We start from the raw sequence: 17,660 nt of genomic DNA, 5'->3' as shown, positions 1-17,660 counted from the left end.
GTCGCCGCGGACGCCGCGTCAGGACAGGCACCTCACGGTGGCTTTCCACCCTGGTCGGCGAGGTCTTCGGGCCTGAGGTGCTGCCTGTCCTCTGGCAGCGGCACCCACGACCGCAACATGGCGGGCGCCCGCGCCCTGATGCGCGCCTCCGGTGTACCCGGTGCGGACATCGGCGGAAGCCGGTCATCGCGGTCGCGAACAGCTTCACGGAGTTCGTGTTCGACACGATCGCCGTGGACGACGGCATCCCGCCGGGCAACGGTTCCGTCCTCGCCACGCACACGGCCCGCGGACAGCCGTACGTCGACGGGGGCAGGACGGTCATGGACATCGCCATGGGCGGCTTCACCCACACGATCCTCCATCTGCTGGCCGCCGCCCAGGAGGCCCGCTGCGGCTTCCCACTGCGACACATCGACGACCTGTCCCGGCGGGTTCCCGTGCTGTGCAAGGTCGCCCCCAACGGGCGTCACCTGATGGAAGATGTGCAGCGCGCGGGCGGGGTTCCCGCCCTGCTCGGTGAACTGCGTCGCGCGGGCCTGCCCGACGAGGACGTGCACTCCGTCCACAGCCCGTCTCTCGCCGATTGGCTCAGGACCTGGGACGTGCGCGGCGGCTCCCCCTCCGCCGAAGTCTTCGAACTGTGCCACGCGGCCCCCGGCCGCGTCCGCTCCACCGACCACGCCTATGCGAAGGACGGCGGGCTGGCGGTCCTCAAGGGAAACCTGGCCGTGGACGGCTGCGTGGTGAAGACGGCCGGTGTCGACGCGTCCCTCTGGTCCTTCGCGGGCCCGGCGGTCGTCTACGAGTCGCAGGAGGAGGCCGTCGAGGAGTCGAAGGGCGGACACCTTCCGAAGAGCCGCGATCGCAGGGTCTCCGCCGCCCTGCGCGCCTACGCGGCGATGGTGACGAGCGCGGACAAGGGTGCCGTGCGCGATGTCAGCACGCTGGGCCGACACCCCTAGGCGGCGGGGCACGTGGGCGCGCTCCCTCGGAGACGTCGGTGATCCGCGCCGGTGACGGTGACCGGAGCCGGTTCGGCCCCGGGGTCGGCGACCCGCTGCGCGTCCAGCGCGGTGCAGACGACCTGGGCCACCGCCGTTTCGGTCACCTTGCCCACCAGGGGTGACAGTTCGATGAGGACCCGTTCGCCGCTCGTCCTCACCCGCACAGGGTGTGCCGCCAGTTGGGTGGTGATGCCCTTCGCCCGTTCGGGACGGCTCGGGCCGCGCAGCAGCAGGGTCACGGCCGCTGCCACGCTGACCGGCGCGACGGTGCGGCGCGGTACGACGACCAGAGCGCCGTCCCGCACGAAGTAGAGCCGGACCTTCGGGACCACGCCACCGGCGGGCGGGCCAGCCTCCACAGGACCGGTGGTGGAGATGCCGCACGAGGTGAGCGCGTACAGGGTGGCCAGCAACGGCAACCAGCCTCGACACACGGGCGCGGGCCGTCGTCGTACGACGTCTGCAGGGCGGACCTCGAACGTCGCCCGGCCTTCCCGGGGCAGGTCAGCATGGCAGACGGGGCCCGCTCGCGTGATCATGGTGCACTGTCGGCCGGACGCCCGCTCATCCACCAGACCGCTTGGCTGCCAGACGGTGCTCACTTTCCGCTCACCGCGTCCTGTGACCTGCGCACAGCCGACGCCCGCGGCCCCCGGACACGTGCGCCGACTGCTGGACGCCCTCACCGGCTTCCCCGCCTACGCCATCGCGCCCGACGCAACCTCCTGTGGTCGGTGTTCACCGACCCTACGTCTCGCCCGTTCCCCGGCCGTCCAGCGCTGCTCGACAGCAGTGCGGCGTTCCGCGACGCCTGGCAGGACCACCACATCGAGGCACCCCTTCCGGTGACGCTGTCTCCGCAGGTCACAGGCGCGCGGTAGGAGGGCGTAGACGCGTTGTAGAGATCGGGTCGACCCGTCATAGGCGCCCGCTGTCCCAGGATCGGTCCCGCGGAGTGACGGCGTGGGCCGCCTTCGCGTGACGTCGTCGCGCTACCTGGGGGAATACATGCTCATCGCCGTTCCGACGGTGCGTCACAGGGATGGTGCCGGTGCCGCCGACAGGATGCACGGTCGGGTCCGGGAGATCTCCGTCCTGGAGCAGCTCGTCGAGGCGAGCCGGGGAGGCCGCAGCCGGACCCTGGTGCTGCAAGGGGAAGAAGGCATCGGGAAGACGGCGTTGCTCGATCACCTCCGAGAGGTGTCGCGGGGCGTCCAGGTGGTCAGGGTCGACGGAGTCGCCAGCGAGCAGGGGCTGCCCTACGCCGCGGTGCAGCGGTTGTCCGCTCACCTGCGGGAGGACCTCTCGGCTGTGGCCGCCCCCCATCGGCACGTCCTGGAGTCCCTGGCGGGATCGCGGTCCGGCCATGTCCCGCCGTCCGCGCTGGAGATGGGCCTCGCCGTGCACGGACTGCTGGCCGCGGCGGCGCGACGGCATCCCTTGCTGTGTCTGTTCGATGACGCGCACCGGATGGACGAGGTGTCCCGGGAGAGCCTGGCGATCGCCGCGCGCCGGTGCACGGACGAGCGGGTAGCGATCGTCTTCGCGCAGCCCCGGGCAGCGGGCTGCCCCCATCTGGCGTCGTTACTGCACCTGACCGTCTCTCCGCTGTCCGAACAGGCCGCGCAGGCGCTGCTCGCGGACCATGTGCGGGCCCCGCTCGACGCGCGGGTGCGCGAGCGTCTGGTGGCCGACTCGCACGGCAGCCCGCGCGCGCTGCTGTCCGTACTGGCGGCCCTGTCCCCGACGGAGATGGCCCGCGCCTGGCCGAGGCCCTCCTTGCCGCTGCCGATACCACTCGATCTGGTCCGGCAGATGGAAGGGCTCACCGCGTCGGCGAGAATGGTGCTGCTGGTGGCGGCGGCGGAGCCGTTCGGCGACGTCGTCACGGTGCTGGAGGCGGCAACGCACCTGGGACTCGGTCAGCAGGCCCTCGCCGAGGCGCAGTCCAGCGGCCTGGTCGAGTTCGGGACCCGCGTCAGGTTCGCCCATCCCCTGATCCGTACGAAGACCTACTCCGCTGCCGCGCTCACCGAGCGCCGCTCGGCACATCGTGCCCTGGCACGCACCTGCGACGCGCACCTCGTCGAACAGCGAGCATGGCACGGCGGGCAGGCGGCGCCGTCCTTCGACGACGTGGTCGCGGCCCAGTTGCAGGAAGCGGCCGAGACAGCCGCCGACCGGGACTCGGTGACGGCCTCGGCGCTCTACGAGTTGTCGGCCGGGCTGACGACGGACCGCCGAAGACGCGCGCTGCGGCTCCTTGCCAGCGCGGCGGCCCGGCACCGTGCGGGAAACCTGGAACAGACACTGGACCTCCTCGACCGCCTGCACACCTCGGCCCTCGATGACGAGGAGCGGAGCCAGGCGGACGCGCTGCGGGCCCAGACCCAGTACACCCTGCACCGCGACGCCACCGCCGTGCGCGCACTCCACGAAGTCGCCGTCCACGCCCGCTCCCTCGACTCCGAACACGCCCGCGGCCCGCTGCTGGAGGTGATGGCCGCGGCCATCTACGCCGGTCGGTTCTGTCCGGCCGAGGATCTCGCGGTCGCCGCACGGGCGGCCCACTGCCTGCCCGGCGCGGCGACCCGCCCGCACGAGGTGCTGCTCGACGCGGTGGCCACGCGGACGGTGAAGGGCTACGCGACCGCGGTGGCGCCCCTGCGGCGCGCCGTCAACGCGTACCTGGCGGCGCCCGCCGCCACGGACCTGGAGGTGAACGGGGCCTGGCTGGCCTGCCAGGCCGCGATCGACGTGTGGGACGGCGACGCGTGGCAGCGGCTGGCGGACCGTCGTACGGCAGCCGCTCGGGAACAGCGTGTCAGTGCCGCCCTGCCCCCGGGACTGGCGCAGCGGGCGATGGCCCACATCCACGGTGGCCGTCTGAGCGAGGCGGCGATCCTGGTCACCGAGGCCGACGAGATCAGCCAGGCCATCGGTGCCACGCCGATCCGCCACGCTGCCCTGGCCCTGGCGGCCTGGAGCGGCGACGAGCGCCAGCTACACGCCCTGGTCACCGTCGTGAGCAAGGAAGCGGGCAGACGGGCCGAAGGCCGGCTGCTGACCACGGTCGAGTGCGCGCAGGCGGTCCACTGCAACGCCACGGGCCGGTACGAGGCGGCGCTGCGGGCCTGCGTGGGCGCGGCGCAACGCGATGAGCCGGGCTTCCGCAACTGGCTGCTGCCGGAGTTGGTGGAGGCCGCGGTGCGCGTGGGGGACCTGGACGCGGCGGCCCCGGCCGTCGCGCAGTTGGAGGAGTGCGCCCGGTTGACGGGCACGGGCTGGGCGCAGGGCCTGCACCTGCGGGCACGGGCGCTGCTCACGGACGGCCCGGAGGCGGGCGAGTACTACCGCCGGTCAGCCCGGAAACTGGCCGCGACCGGCGCGGTACTCCAAACCGGGCGCACCCAGCTGCTGTGGGGTGAGTGGCTGCGCAGGGCTGGCCGGACGGCGCAGGCCCGGGTGCCGTTGCGTGCCGCGTACGACATCTTCGACCGGGCCGGTGCCCGCGCGTTCGCGGCGCGATGCGCCGGGGAACTCGCCGCCGCCGGGGCGCGACCGGCCCGCGGCACCAGTAGCCCACCGACGGCACTGACCGCGCAGGAACAGCGGATCGCGGACCGGGTGGCCCAGGGTGAGACGTCCAAGGAAGTCGCTTCGGCGCTGTTCCTGTCGCCCCGGACCGTGGACGCTCACCTGCGCAGCATCTTCCGGAAACTGGGCATCTCCTCCCGTCGTGAGCTGCGCGACCCGTCGAGGCTGGTGTCGGACGAGAGGCGGTGACCATGGCCAAGGGCCTGGAGAGGACCACGTGCGGTGAGCACCTCGCATCCTTTATATTGACGTGACAACATCTTGGAATTCAGGCACGCCGTCCCGGGGTGCCTTCGTTACGGTTCCACGCATAGCGAGGCTCATATGGCGGAAGCGGGCACCCCGGACATCCGGTTCTTGCTGCTTGGACGGCTCAGGGCTTACCGGGGCACCGAGGAGATCGATCTCGGTTCTCCGCAGCAGCGGTCCGTGGTGGCCGCGCTGCTGCTCGCCCACAGCCGGTCCGTGAGCATGAGCGACCTGGTGGACGCCCTCTGGGAGCGCCCCCCGAGCTCACCCGCTTCCGTGGTCCGCACCTACATCTGGCGGCTGCGGCAGGTGCTGGAACCTGATCACGACCGATCCCGGCCCTGGCAGGTGCTGCGGTCGGTGACCGGCGGATACGAACTGCGCGTCGACGACGGCCAGGTGGACTGGAGAGTCTTCCAGCAGCGGCTCAGCCAGGCCCGAGCCGCCCGCGCGGGCGGTGATCCGGCGGCGGCGCGGCTCCTCTACGACGAGTGTCTCAGCCTGTGGCACGAGTCACCTCTGGCGGGCGTACCCGGCCCCCTCGCGGACAGCGAACGCTCCGTCATGCAGAGCCAGCGCCTCGACGCCATGGAGGCCCGCCTAGAGGCCCTCGTCGCGGAAGGACGCTACGCGGAAGCGGCCACCGACGCAGCCGCCCTGGTGGAGCAGCACCCCTTGAGGGAAGCCCTGCACCAACTGCTCATGCAGGCCCTCTACCGCGGCGGACGACAGGCGGAAGCCCTCGCTGTCTACCGCAAGGCCCACCGCCTGCTCGACGAAGAACTCGGTGTGCGCCCCGGGCCGGGGCTGCAAGCGCTGCAGGCCGAGATACTGCAAGCCCGCCGACCGGCGACGACCGACGCGGGGATCGTGCAGCGGAAGGCACCGGTACCGCGTCAGATACCGCACGCCATCGCCGACTTCACCGGCCGCGCGCAGGAGGTCGAACGCATTCGGGACGCGCTGGCGGACCACTCCACCGAGGCCATGCCCATCGTGCTGGTCAGCGGTATGGGCGGCGCCGGCAAGACGTCCTTGGTCATGCACAGCGTCCAGCCGGTGCTCACGTCGTATCCGGACGGGCAACTGTACGCGGACCTGCGGGGCGCCGACGGCACACCGGCGGACCCGGGTGCCGTGCTTGCCTCGTTCCTGCGCGCCTTCGGCGAGGCCGACGCCTTCATCCCCCAGGACCTGGACGAACGCTCCGCGCTGCTGCGCACGCTGCTCGCGCAGCGACGTGCCCTGATCGTCCTCGACAACGCGGCCGACATGGGCCAGGTGCTCCCCCTCCTGCCGGGCTCGCCCTCCTGCGCGGTCATCATCACGAGCCGCAACAGCCTCGCCACCCTGCCGGTCAGCCTCCGGCTGCAACTCGGCGCCCTGCCGCCCGAGGAGGCGCTGCGCCTGTTCACCCGGCTGGTCGGCGCCGCACGCGTCGCGGCCGAACCGCACGTCGCGCGGCAGGTGCTGACCGCCTGCGGGGGACTGCCCCTCGCCGTGCGCATCATCGGCTCGCGCCTGGCGGCCCGCCCCGACTGGAGCATGGCGCAACTCGCGGAGCGGCTCTCCGACGAACAGCACAGGCTTACCGAACTGAGCGTCGACGCCATCGCGGTCGCCTCCAGCTTCGCCCTCGGCTACGCCCAACTCGACGAGCCCGAGCGCCGGGCGTTCAGACTGCTCGCCCTCCCCGCGCAGAGCGGCTTCAGTACCGCCACGGCGGCGACGCTCCTGACCGAGCTGGAGGACACCGTACGGCCCATGCTGGAACGGCTCGTGAACGCGGGCCTGTTGGAGTCCCCGGCCTGGGACCGCTACCGGTACCACGACCTCGTGCTGCTGTTCGCGCAGCGCCTGGCCACCGACACCGACGCCCCGGAGGAACGCCACGCGGCGCTGGGCCGACTGCTGGACCTGCACCTCTTCACCGCCTCCGGCGCGTACCACCTGCTCCGCCCCGGCCACACGGTGCCCAGAACGGCCGCCCCCTCCCCGCTGGGGGGTCCGCGGTTCAAGGACGAGGACGCCGTGCTGGCATGGGTGTCCTCGACCCTGAACGACATCCTGCGTCTGCTCCTGCAGACCGCGGGGACCCACACCGACCGGGCGGCCACCCTGCTGCTGATGCTGGATGCCGTGCTGATGAACGCCCACCGCTGGCACGAGGTGGTGCCGGTGGCCACCGTCGTCGCCGAAGCCGCCGCCAGCAGGGGCGACGCGCGTGCGGAGGGCCGGGCCCGGTACATGCTCGCGGGGGCGCTCACCCAGGTCAGCCGCCTGGACGAGGCCCGGGTCCAGACCCAACGGGCCCTGGAACTGGCCGAACTCGCGGGTGACGAGGACGTCCACGGCATGACACTCAACGTCCACGGCATCATCGTCGGGTATGCCGATCCGGCCGGCGCGGTCGGCCATCACCTCCAGGCCGCGTCCATCGCACGCAGGCGCGGCAACACCTCCCTTGAGGCGCTCGCCCTGGGCAACATGGTGCAGACCAAACTCCGCATGGGCGTCGTCGACGACGAGACGGCCACCGCCTCGCAGCGCCAGTTGCGACTGCACCACGACAACGGCGACCGCTACGGAGAGGCGTTCGGCCTGTACCGGCACGGCCAGGTCCTGTTGGCGCAGGGCAAGCCCTACGACGCGATCGAGGCCCACCTGCGCACGTTGAGCCTCCTGGACGAGGGCGAACAGGACTTCGTACAGGCAGGCGCCCACATACGCCTGTCCGAGACCTACCTGCACGTCGGTGACACCGAACTGGCCCTGCAGCACGCCGAACAGGGTCTGGCGCTGAGCCGCAAGGTCCGCCACGACCACCTCGCCAGCCTCGCCCTGTCCGCGTTGGGGGACGTCCTGGCCGCAACGAACCGGAAGGAGCAGGCCCGGTTGCACTGGCAGCGGGCGCTGGACGACCTGCGGCGCCTGGGCTACGACGCGGCCGCCGACCGCGTCGCCACGCGACTCACGGACAGTGCCGCCGTGGAGTGAACGGCTCCACCGCTGGAGCGCCCGGAGCGTGTGGCGAAGGGCGGTGAACACGGCAGGGGGACGGGCGGCTGCTTCGCTCTCCGGCGCCTTGCCGGGCACGGGTCGCGGCCGTCCGAGGGCCCACCTACTCACGGGCTGCCAGCAGCGTCACGGGGGGTTGGCGCGTGGCAGCCCAGGCGGCGGCCAGGCTGGTCGCGGACGCCAACGCCATGACGGTCAGGACGAGCCCGCCGGTAAGTCCCCAGGGCACGGCGATGGTGGGCGTGCCGGTGACCGACGCGGCGGTCATCGCCATGGCCATGAGCGTCCCGCCCGCGGCGACCAGCCCGAGCAGCAGCCCGATGAGGGTGACCGCGCAGGTCTCCAGCCATGCCGCGCCCAGTGTCTGGGTGCGGCTGAAGCCCGCGATGCGGGCAGCCGCCATCTGGGTACGTCGGCTGGCGGCGGCGATGACGAGGGTGTTGACCACGCCGATGAGCGCGTAGACGCCGCCCAGGCCCATCACCATCGTGAGCGTGCTGGCGTTGGCGGACGTGCGTGCGGCGGTGTCCTCGTCGATCCACTCGGCGAGGGTGGAGACGGTGCCCAGACGGGACAGGGCGGCGCGCACGCTGGCCTGGTCAGCCGGTGACCGCAGGATGACGAAGCTGCGGGAGGGCGCGTCGGCGAGTGTGGCCTGCGGCACGAGGCCGACGGGCAGCAGCAGGGTCGCCCCACCGGCCATCTGGGTGGGGACCGCCGCGGTGACGGGCAGGCGCCCCAGGTCGACATCGCCGACGCGCACCCCCACCCGGTCGCCGGAGGAGATGCCCAGCGCGGCCGGGCCTGCCGCGACGGATCGCCCCGCCAGCGTGGTGAGGGACCCGCTGCCGCTGTGCGTACGCTGGTAGTTCCGCGGGGAGATGACCAGGGCCTGACTGAGTTCGGTGTACGCCAGCTCGCCGCTGCCCGTGGTGACGGCGGCGGGAACCAGGACCTCCGTGGAGGCGGTGGCCACGCCGGGGATGCCCGCGACGCGCGCGGTCGTGTCGCCGTGCGCTTCGAGGACCAGGTCGGCTCGCGTGGTGGTGCGCTGCTCCTGCCGGGCGGCGGCGGTGGCGGAGGTCAGAGCGGTGAACTGGCCGAGCAGCAGACCGACCAGGATGATCACGGGCGCCGCTGTCGAGGCGCTGCGCCAGGCGTCGTCGCGGATCTCGGCTCTGGCGAGCTGGGTCAGGACGGATGACCGCCTGACCGGAATCAGCCGGGCGACGGCCGGGAGCAGGCTCGGTCCGAAGCAGGCGAAGGCGAGGGCGGCACACACCGAGACGCACATGGCCATGGCCTGGCCGCCAGCGGGACCCCCCGTCGGCGCCAGGACGATCAGAACCGCCGCGCCCAGCAGCAGGACCCCACCGGTGATCCACCGGCTGCGGGCGAGGCGCCGCCGGGTGGGAGCGGTGTCGCGCAGCGCCTCCAGCGGGCGGACCCGTGCGGCGCGACGGGCAGCGGTCAGGACACCGAGAACGGACAGGCCGACACCGGCCGCCCCGGCGGCGGGCACGGCCCAGACGTGGAACTGCCCGGCGAAGTCATCCGGGACGAAGTCGAGTTCGCGCAGCAGCCAGGTCTGAAGCCGCATGGTGGCCAGGCCGAGCGGTACACCGCCCAGGACGCCCAGCGTGCCGAGGATGACCGCCTGCCTCAGGAGCAGTTGCCTGATCTGGCCGGGTGAGGCTCCGGTGAGGCGCAACAGGGCCAGGTCGCGGCGGCGCTGGGTGACGGTGAAGGCGAACGTGGAGGAGATGACGAAGACCGCGAGGAACGCGGCGCAGCCCAGGGTCACCGACAGGACGGTGACCGCGGTGAGCATCCGCTCGTCGAAGTCCATGCGCTGGATCGGGGAGAGCCCGGCAGCGGGCTCGAGGGTCGCGGCGGACAGCAGCAACAGCAGCGAGGACTGCACGATGGCGACCCCGAGGCAGACGGAGAGGACGGCACCGGCGAACAGCGCGGGGCGTTCCTTCAGCCCCGACCAGCTCATGCTCCACATGGTCAGGCCTCCAACGCGACGAGGTGGTCGGCGAGCGTGCTCGCGTCCGCTCCCACCACCTGGTCGACGACGCGGCCGTCCCGCAGGAAGACGGTGGCGTCCGCGCGGGCCGCCGCCGCGGGATCGTGGGTGACCATGATGATGGTCTGCCCGTCGTCGGCCACCGTCCGCAGAAGGGCGAGGATGTCGGCTGCGGAGCGTGAGTCCAGGGCGCCGGTCGGCTCGTCGGCGAAGAGCACGTCGGGCCGCGTGACCAGGGCGCGTGCGATGGCCACGCGCTGTTGCTGACCGCCCGACAGCTCACGGGGCCGGTGACCGAGTCGGCCGGACAGGCCCACGGCGGCCAGCGCCCGGTGCACGGTGGCCGCTTCCCAGTCGGCGTGCGCCAGCTTCAACGGAAGTGCCACGTTCTGTTCGGCGGTCAGCGCGCTGATGAGATTGAAGTTCTGGAAGACGAAGCCGATGCGTTCGCGGCGCAGTGCGGTCAACTGCTGCTCGCTCGCGTGGGTGATGTCGGTGTCGTGGAGCCAGACATGACCGGCGTCCAGGCGCTCCAGCCCCGCGGCGCAGTGCAACAAGGTGGACTTCCCGGAGCCGGAGGGGCCCATGACAGCCGTCCAGGTGCCGGGGACGAAGTCGACGCTCACCCGGTCCAGGGCCTTCACCGCGGTGGAGCCGCTGCCGTAGGTGCGGCTGGCGTCCTGGAGTGAGACCGCGGCCGTGATGCGGTGGTCGGTCGTAGTGGCCATGCGTGTCTCGCAATCTGTGCGCGGTCCGGGGGCCTCCGCCGACGGCGTGTGAGCTGTCCGAATCCGGGGCGGGGATCGCCTGCCGCGTCGTTGACGCAGGCGCATGAGTGCCAGCGTGCCCGAGCGGGCCCCACAAACCATCGGTGACAGTCGCCTAGTGGTCGGCACGGCCCGGTGCGACGGGGCGGGGCGCGAGGGCCGCGCCGGAGGGCGCCGTGGGTGGGCGGAGTGAGCACCGAACGGGCTGGAAGTGGCCGCGGGCTGACCTGGCGGATGAGCCGCGGTACGCCGGACAGTGAAGCATGATCACGTACGACTCCCCTGCCGACGGTGCGCCACTGGTCCGCATCGGTACCCCGGCGTTCAAGGCCGAGGCCCACCAGCGATACGCCGAACTGCGTCAGCAGGGACCCATCCACCGCGTCCGCATGGCCGATGGGTCCCTCGGCTGGCTCGTGGTCGGGTACGAGCTGGCGCGCGAGGCACTGGCCCACCCCAAACTGAGCAAGGACCCCGAGCCGTTCGCCGAGCAGTTGCGCGCGTCCGGGCGCCACATCCTCCTGGCCGGGAGCGGGTTCGGCGGCAACATGCTGATGGCGGACCCTCCGGAGCACACCCGGCTGCGCCGACTGGTGTCGGGCGTCTTCACCACCCAGGCCGTGGAGAAGCTGGCGCCCCGCATGGAGGAGCTGGCCCATGAGCTGATCGACGCCTTCGCCGGGCAGGGCGGTACCGATCTCGTCTCCTCCTACACCACCCCTCTGCCCATCACCGTCATCTCCGAGCTGCTGGGGGTTCCCGAGCAGGCCCGTGCGGACCTGCTGGCCTGGACGCGGCACTCCATGGGCGTCCCGTCGGAGCAGCAGCGGGCTGGCCTGCTCGCGCTCAACGGCTACTTGAGCGCGCTGCTCGACGCCAAACGGCGCGCACCCGCGGACGACCTGTTGTCGCGACTGATCGCGGTCAGGGACGAGGACTCCGGGAAGCTGTCCGACGCCGAACTGCTCGGCACAGCGGTCATCCTGGTGGTCGCGGGCCACGAAACCACGGTCAACCTGCTCGGCAACGCCATGGTCGCGCTCCTCGACCACCCCGAGCAGGCGCGCGTCCTGCGGAAGAATCCCGAGCACATCCCGGGTGCCGTGGAGGAGTTCCTCCGCTACGACCCGCCCCTGGAGATCACGCCCACGCGCTTCGCGACCGAGGACTTCGAACTGGGGGGCGAGCTGATCAAGGCCGCCGAGACGGTGACCGTCGCCCTGACCTCGGCCGGGCGGGACGCGCCCGTCGAGCCTGGAGCCGACCCCGACCAACTGGACGTCCTGCGCGAGCACGCCCGCCACGCCGCTTTCGGTCACGGCATCCACTACTGCATCGGAGCGCCCTTGGCTCGACTGGAGGGCAGCATAGCGCTGCGGATCCTGCTCTCCCGGCTGCCCGACCTCGCCTGGGCCGAGCCGGAGCAGCCGGTGACATGGCTGCCCACGGGCATCACCCGCGGCCCCGTCAGCCTGCCCGTCACGTTCACACCGACAGCCCGGCCGGGTTCGATCACCTGACAGCTGTGCGGGTCTGGGCTCCTGGGCGCGGGGACAACCTCCCCGCGCTCCTCACCCGGACCGTCTGCTCAGCGCGTTCACCCGGTGTGCGTCAGGGCTGGATGGTCTCCAGGTCCTCGAGGAGGCTGGGGTGGGTCGGCTGCCACCCGAGGGCCTTGCGGGTGTGGGCGCTGGACGCTGGCTGGTCCATGGCGAAGATCGGGCCGAACGGGCCGAAGGTCTCCTCCGGTACCGCCTCGACCGGCAGGCCCAGTCGCCGCCCGATGACGGTGGCGATGTCCCGCACCGCGTCGCCCTCGTCGGCGACGGCGTGCCAGGCCGTCCCGGCCGGTGCGGACTCCAGGGCCAGCCGGAACAGGACGGCCGCGTCGCGCGCGTGCACGGCTGGCCAGCGCTGGGTGCCGTCGCCCGGGTAACCGGCCACCCCGGTGCGGCGCGCCTGGTCGGTCAGCAGGCCCGCGAATCCGCCCTTGCCCTCGTTGTGGACCGTGCGCGGCATACGGACGGCCGTGCTGCGCACCCCGTGCGCGGCGAGGTCCAGCAGGGCGTTGACCGAACGGCCCCGACCGCCCACCGGTCCGTCGGTCGGCAGCGGATCGGCCTCGACGGAGGCGCGTCCGGGGACCCAGGGCGTGCCGGAGACCGTGACGATCGGGCGGTCGCTCCCGACGAGTTCCCGCCCCAGCACGGTGAGAGCGGCGCTCTCCTCGGCGATGGCCCGGGCGAGCGCGTCCGGACTGCTGTAGTCGCGTCCGAACGCCAGACTGACCACGCCGTCGCACTGCGCCGCGCCCGACCGCAGGACGTCGAGGTCGGCCAGGTCTCCTCGCAGCACTTCGGCACCAGCGCGTTCAAGGGTGCGCGCGGAGCCGTCCGAGCGGGCCAGTGCGAGGACGGTGTGGCCGTTGCCGAGGAGTTCGGCGACGACGGCGGAGCCGATGGTGCCGGTGCCGCCGGTGACGAAGACATGCATGAAGCTCTCCCTGAAAGTGATGGGACTCTTGTCCCATCACTGACCCTACAGGGTGATGGGACAAGAGTCCCATCACCTATCCTGGTCTCATGGCTAGATGGCAACCGGGAGCGGCCCAGCGACTCGTCGTCGCCGCCGTCGACCTGTTCACCGAACAGGGGTACGACGCCACGACGGTGGCGCAGATCGCCGAGCGCGCGGGCGTCACCAAGAGCACCTTCTTCCGGCACTTCTCCGACAAGCGCGAGCTGCTGGTCGCTGGCCAGGAAACGCTCAGCAGGCTGCTCGCCGAGGGCATCACCGAGGCACCCGCGGACGCCAGCCCGCTCCAGGCGGTGGCGGCCGGTCTGGAACGCGCGTCGAGCGCCATGGGACCGGCCAACCGCGAACTCGGCCCCCGCCTCAAAGCGGCCGTGGCAGCCAGCACCGAACTACAAGAGCGCGACGCCCTCAAGAGCGTCGGCCTCGCCTCCGCCATGACAGCCGCGCTCACCGCCCGCGGCGTTCCCGAGCCGACCGCGCACCTCGCGGGCGAGCTGGGCGTCCTCGCGTTCAAGCGGGGCTACGCCCAGTGGTCCGAAGGCGACCGTGACGACACCGAAGGGCTCGCGCCACACGCACTGGCAGCCTTGGAAGACCTGCGCGCGGCAACCGCGTCGCTGGGCTGACCCCCGCCGCTCGACTTCAGGAGGAGGGCGCATCGGCGGGCGCACTGCCCCCCGCGGGCGGCGGACTGCGCAGTTCGGCGTTCCACAGGTAGGACCTGATCTCGTCGATGCCGCGGGCCAGATGCCTGCGGAACGTGCTCAGTGGCAGCCCCAGGCGCTCCGCGGCGGTCTCCCGGGTTGGCGCACCGCGCAGCAGACCCGTCACCACGGCACGGTGGTACTTCTGCAACCGCGGATCGCTGCCCAAGGTGTCCAGTGCTTCGGCGAGAACCTCGCGCAGCGCCTGGGCCGCGTCGCTTTCCCCGCGCTCGGCGACCATCCGGGTACGCGTCAGGGGATTGTCCGCGAGGAGATCCTTGCGCTGCCACGCCGAGAGCGCTTCCGCCACGGCGGTGTCGAACTCCTCCCGGGTGAGCACCGTCAACGCATCCGTTCTCTCCCCGCGGCGCGCAGCCGGGCGTGCGTCCGGTCCGGCCAGCTCCACCATGTGTCCGACCTGCATCCAGCGCTCCAGGGTCACCGCTCGCCAGTCGTGCGCGTACAGCGTGAACGAGGCGTTCTCGGTGACGACCGGATCCGGCAGGGGGCGCTGGTCGATGTAGCGCATCAGCGGGTCGAGGAAGGTCCCGGTCGGCAGACCGATGTACGTCCAGGCCCGTGGCTTGGACACGATGAAGTGGGCGAGGACCCGGTGGATCATCAGATCGAGCAGGGGGGACGGCTCGCGGAACAGAGAGGGAGGCCCGTACGGTCGGCACAGCGCCGCCTGTTCCTGGGGGCGCAGGGGTCTCGTCGTCTGCGCGTGGTGCCATGCCGCCGCCGCCAGGGGCGTCGGGCCCAGCTCCATGTCCAGCTGCAACCAGGCCAGGGCCCCGACGATCCGCTGGCGGTCGGTGTCCCAGTACAGCAGGAAGGCGCGCGGCTGGCTGTCCAGCCACCGTTCCGCCGTGCTCGCGGCTGACTTCCCCTCGGCCTCGGTGATGAAGCGCAGCAGTTCCGCCCGCAGCTCGCGCCGGTAGGTGATCTCCGTGACGTGATGGTTCTCGGACCAGGTGACGAAGCGAGAGACGAAGCCGTTGTGCCGGTGGAGATACGTCAGCGCCAGGGTCGCGTGCAGAACGGAGTCAGGCTGGGCGTGCTCCATCTGTTGCAGGACGTGGCGGCGTATCCGCTGGTGCATGGCCCGGTAGCCGGACGGGTCCCGCCAGCGGAAGTCGGCGTCCAGGAGGTCGCGCACCAGTGGCTCGGGCGTCACTCCATGGCGTTCGGCGGAAACGAACGGGCGCCGACGGAGCCAGTCGAAGGCATCCCCCGCGTGTCGTGGGTCTTCCAGCACCGCCCGCAACAGGTCCTCCGTGGTCCACCTGCTGTGCGCGCTGGCCTCCAACGCGGTGCGGTGCTCCGGACCGGGCACGTCGCCGAGCATCCGGTCGAGCAGGTCCAACACCAGCTCCCGCGGGGCCTGGTCATCAGTGAACGTCCCGGCGCTGGCCGCCGCCGCAGCGAGCGCCAGTCCCAGGGGATGGCCGTGGCTGAAGCGGACGATCGCCTCGCGCGTGTGCGCGGCGGACACTCCTAGGGCGACGAGCGTCGCGTCAGCCTCGGAGCGGGGGAGCGGCCCTAACGGGACGACCTGGAGGACGTCGTGCCAGCCGACGTCCTCCAGCCAGGGCGCCTCGGGGGGACGACGGCCGGACAGGACGGCCACGGCACCGTCCGGAAGGGCGCACGCCAGGACTTCCGCCACCTGCCGTGCCGCTCCCCGGTAGACGTCCATGCCGTCGAGGAGGACCACGCCGTCCGGTTGCGGCGGTGTGGCCGCCAGCCGGTGCTGCAGCCGCCCGGGGGAGTCCACCTCGGCGGCGTCGAACGCCAGCACCTGGCGTCCGGCCTGCCGCGCCAGGTCGGCGTACCGGCGCAGAAGCGCCGTCTTGCCCATACCGGCCGAGCCGTGCACGTACAGCATCGGCCGCGGTGGTTCCTTGGCGTGGGGGGCGGCCAACAGGCGCGCGAAGGCGCCGAGCTGACGGTCACGGCCGATGAAGGCGGCGCTGCGAGCGGCCTCGACCCGGTTCGCCAGGACGTCGCCCGCGTGGGCGGGCCGTGGCCCGGGCTGGTGGTGGTCGGCGTTGGTGGGGGTCAACACAGCGATGTCCCTGGGGGAGGGGTGGGCGGCGCTCGCGCGGCCGGTGAGGACCACCGTGCACCGCCGAACGGGCGGGAGGAATCGGTGACTTGTACCTAAGGGGGAGCCGGTCGCTCCTCACGGCGGGCCGTACGGGTGGCGACTGCACACCGGGCGACGTTAGGCGAGCTTCACCGATGTCGGCACCCCGCCGCGCCGGGACAGTGGCGGTGTACCGCGCCACCTCGCACGGGGCTCGCTGGAAGCCTTCCCCGGCAGCGTGGGCGGCTCGTATCCCAGGCCGGAGGAACCATGCCCCATCACGTGACCGACAACCGGGACGCCTCCCGGTACGAGATCTTCGACGGGGACGAGCGCGCTGGCTTCGCCGAGTACCACCGCTTCAGGGACGAGATCGCGTTCCTGCACACCGAGATCGACGAGCGGTTCGCGGGTCGGGGCCTGGGCGGGGCGCTGGCCGCCGCCGTCCTCGACGACGCGGTACGGCAGAACCTGAAGGTGCTGCCGTACTGCCCCTTCATCCGCAAGTGGATCAGGAACCATCCGGACGACTACGCGGCACTGGTGCCTGAGGCCGACCGCGAACGGTTCGGTCTGTGACGCCCGGCGACGCCGCACGGCCGACCGCGACGCACCCTCGGGAGACGGATGTGAGCAACGCCGAGAGCGGCCCGCGGCCCGTGGTGCGCGGCGGTCGCCGGGGCGTGCCCGGTCAGCCCGTGCACGAACTGCTCTCGCCCCGGGAGGCGTCCCTCGGCGGGAGCACGGTGGTGCGCAGGTTCCTGCCCAACCTGGGTCGGCGCATGGTCGGAGCGTGGTGCTTCGTCGACCACTACGGACCCGACGACATCGCTGACGAGCCGGGGATGTGGGTCCCGCCCCACCCGCACACGAACCTGCAGACGGTGAGTTGGCTGCACGAGGGAGAGGTGCTGCACCGCGACAGTCTGGGCAGCGAGCAGACGGTGCGCTCCCGTGAACTCGGTCTGATGACGGCGGGCCACGGCATCTCGCACGCCGAGCAGTCGCCCCGGTCCCACGCTCGACTGCTGCACGGCGCTCAGCTCTGGGTCGCCCTGCCCGAACGGCACCGTGAGACCGCTGCCGCCTTCGAACACCATGCCCGTCTTCCCGAGCTGCGCTCAGGAGGCGGACTGAAGGCGATGGTCATCCTCGGCGAGCTGGACGGCGCGGCCTCACCGGGCACCACGTACTCGCCCCTGGTGGGCGTGGACATCGCCCTCACCGAGGGGGCGGATGCCCGACTGCCTCTGGAGCCGGACTTCGAGTACGCCGTGCTGACCATGTCGGGCACCACGCGGGTGGACGGGGCACCGCTGCCGCCGGGCTCCATGCTGTACCTCGGGTGCGGTCGCAAGGAGCTGCGGCTGGAGGCCGACAGCGACGGTGGCCTGCTGCTCCTGGGTGGAGAGCCGTTCGACGAGGAGATCGTCATGTGGTGGAACTTCATCGGGCGCAGCCAGCAGGACATCGAGCGCGCCCGGCGGGAGTGGATGGCCGGGGACGCCAGATTCGGTTCGATCGTGGGCTTCGACGGGGCGCCTCTGCCCGCCCCGGAACTGCCCCCGACACCTCTGAAGGCACGCGGCCGGGTCCGCTGATGACCGGGGGGACGCCTGGTCGTCGGCGGTGCGTCCTGCCGAATCCCGGAACCTCACACCA

The 17,660-nt window shown here is 72.1% G+C and carries 11 protein-coding genes and 1 pseudogene; 7 read left to right on the top strand and 5 right to left on the bottom strand.

Annotated elements, in window-relative coordinates; genetic code table 11:
- Positions 1-117: 117 nt before the first annotated feature.
- Positions 118-833, top strand: a pseudogene (locus tag ACFQZ6_RS00975) (dihydroxy-acid dehydratase domain-containing protein); the annotation flags it as partial.
- A gap of 128 nt (positions 834-961) precedes the next feature.
- Here the strand turns inward: ACFQZ6_RS00975 and ACFQZ6_RS00970 are convergent.
- Complete coding sequence (locus ACFQZ6_RS00970) at positions 962-1,420, bottom strand: hypothetical protein (RefSeq protein WP_381604407.1); 459 nt, start codon at positions 1,418-1,420, stop codon at positions 962-964.
- 652 nt (positions 1,421-2,072) lie between these two features.
- On the opposite strand from ACFQZ6_RS00970, the gene ACFQZ6_RS00965 reads away from it, so the two are divergent.
- Positions 2,073-4,793: an AAA family ATPase gene (locus tag ACFQZ6_RS00965; RefSeq protein ID WP_381604406.1), complete on the top strand. Its 2,721-nt coding sequence runs from the start codon at positions 2,073-2,075 to the stop codon at positions 4,791-4,793.
- Between the two features lie 135 nt (positions 4,794-4,928).
- Positions 4,929-7,850 carry an AfsR/SARP family transcriptional regulator gene (locus tag ACFQZ6_RS00960; RefSeq protein WP_381604405.1) on the top strand — a complete coding sequence of 974 codons (2,922 nt, stop codon included), beginning with the start codon at positions 4,929-4,931 and terminating at the stop codon, positions 7,848-7,850.
- A gap of 124 nt (positions 7,851-7,974) precedes the next feature.
- On the opposite strand, the gene ACFQZ6_RS00955 is transcribed toward ACFQZ6_RS00960, so the two are convergent.
- The gene (locus ACFQZ6_RS00955) at positions 7,975-9,873 is read right to left on the bottom strand and encodes an FtsX-like permease family protein (RefSeq protein ID WP_381604404.1); all 1,899 of its coding nucleotides are present in this window, start codon (positions 9,871-9,873) and stop codon (positions 7,975-7,977) included.
- An 11-nt stretch (positions 9,874-9,884) separates the two neighbouring features.
- Positions 9,885-10,631 (bottom strand): ABC transporter ATP-binding protein, encoded by a 747-nt coding sequence (locus tag ACFQZ6_RS00950; protein ID WP_381604403.1) that lies wholly within the window; start codon positions 10,629-10,631, stop codon positions 9,885-9,887.
- A 302-nt stretch (positions 10,632-10,933) separates the two neighbouring features.
- On the opposite strand from ACFQZ6_RS00950, the gene ACFQZ6_RS00945 reads away from it, so the two are divergent.
- Positions 10,934-12,190, top strand: a complete 1,257-nt coding sequence (locus ACFQZ6_RS00945) for a cytochrome P450 family protein (protein ID WP_381604402.1) — start codon at positions 10,934-10,936, stop codon at positions 12,188-12,190.
- Positions 12,191-12,281: 91 nt separating this feature from the next.
- Here the strand turns inward: ACFQZ6_RS00945 and ACFQZ6_RS00940 are convergent, their stop codons facing one another.
- Positions 12,282-13,163 (bottom strand): SDR family oxidoreductase, encoded by an 882-nt coding sequence (locus tag ACFQZ6_RS00940; protein WP_381604401.1) that lies wholly within the window; start codon positions 13,161-13,163, stop codon positions 12,282-12,284.
- Between the two features lie 89 nt (positions 13,164-13,252).
- On the opposite strand from ACFQZ6_RS00940, the gene ACFQZ6_RS00935 reads away from it, so the two are divergent.
- Positions 13,253-13,831, top strand: a complete 579-nt coding sequence (locus ACFQZ6_RS00935; protein ID WP_381604400.1) for a TetR/AcrR family transcriptional regulator — start codon at positions 13,253-13,255, stop codon at positions 13,829-13,831.
- A 16-nt stretch (positions 13,832-13,847) separates the two neighbouring features.
- Here the strand turns inward: ACFQZ6_RS00935 and ACFQZ6_RS00930 are convergent, their stop codons facing one another.
- Entirely contained in the window at positions 13,848-15,977 is a 2,130-nt protein-coding gene (locus ACFQZ6_RS00930) for an ATP-binding protein (RefSeq protein WP_381604399.1), read from the bottom strand.
- A 291-nt stretch (positions 15,978-16,268) separates the two neighbouring features.
- On the opposite strand from ACFQZ6_RS00930, the gene ACFQZ6_RS00925 reads away from it, so the two are divergent.
- Together ACFQZ6_RS00925 and ACFQZ6_RS00920 are read left to right on the top strand one after the other, a co-directional pair.
- Positions 16,269-16,577 carry a GNAT family N-acetyltransferase gene (locus ACFQZ6_RS00925; RefSeq protein WP_381604398.1) on the top strand — a complete coding sequence of 103 codons (309 nt, stop codon included), beginning with the start codon at positions 16,269-16,271 and terminating at the stop codon, positions 16,575-16,577.
- 50 nt (positions 16,578-16,627) lie between these two features.
- Positions 16,628-17,599, top strand: coding sequence for a pirin family protein (locus ACFQZ6_RS00920; RefSeq protein ID WP_381604397.1), 972 nt, complete (start codon positions 16,628-16,630; stop codon positions 17,597-17,599).
- The last annotated feature ends 61 nt before the right edge of the window (positions 17,600-17,660 follow it).

Source organism: Streptomyces flavalbus, assembly GCF_042674625.1.
Taxonomy (GTDB): Bacteria; Actinomycetota; Actinomycetes; order Streptomycetales; family Streptomycetaceae; genus Streptomyces; species Streptomyces flavalbus.
Note: the sequence above shows the minus strand (reverse complement) of the source record. Positions and strands in the feature narration are given on the sequence as shown.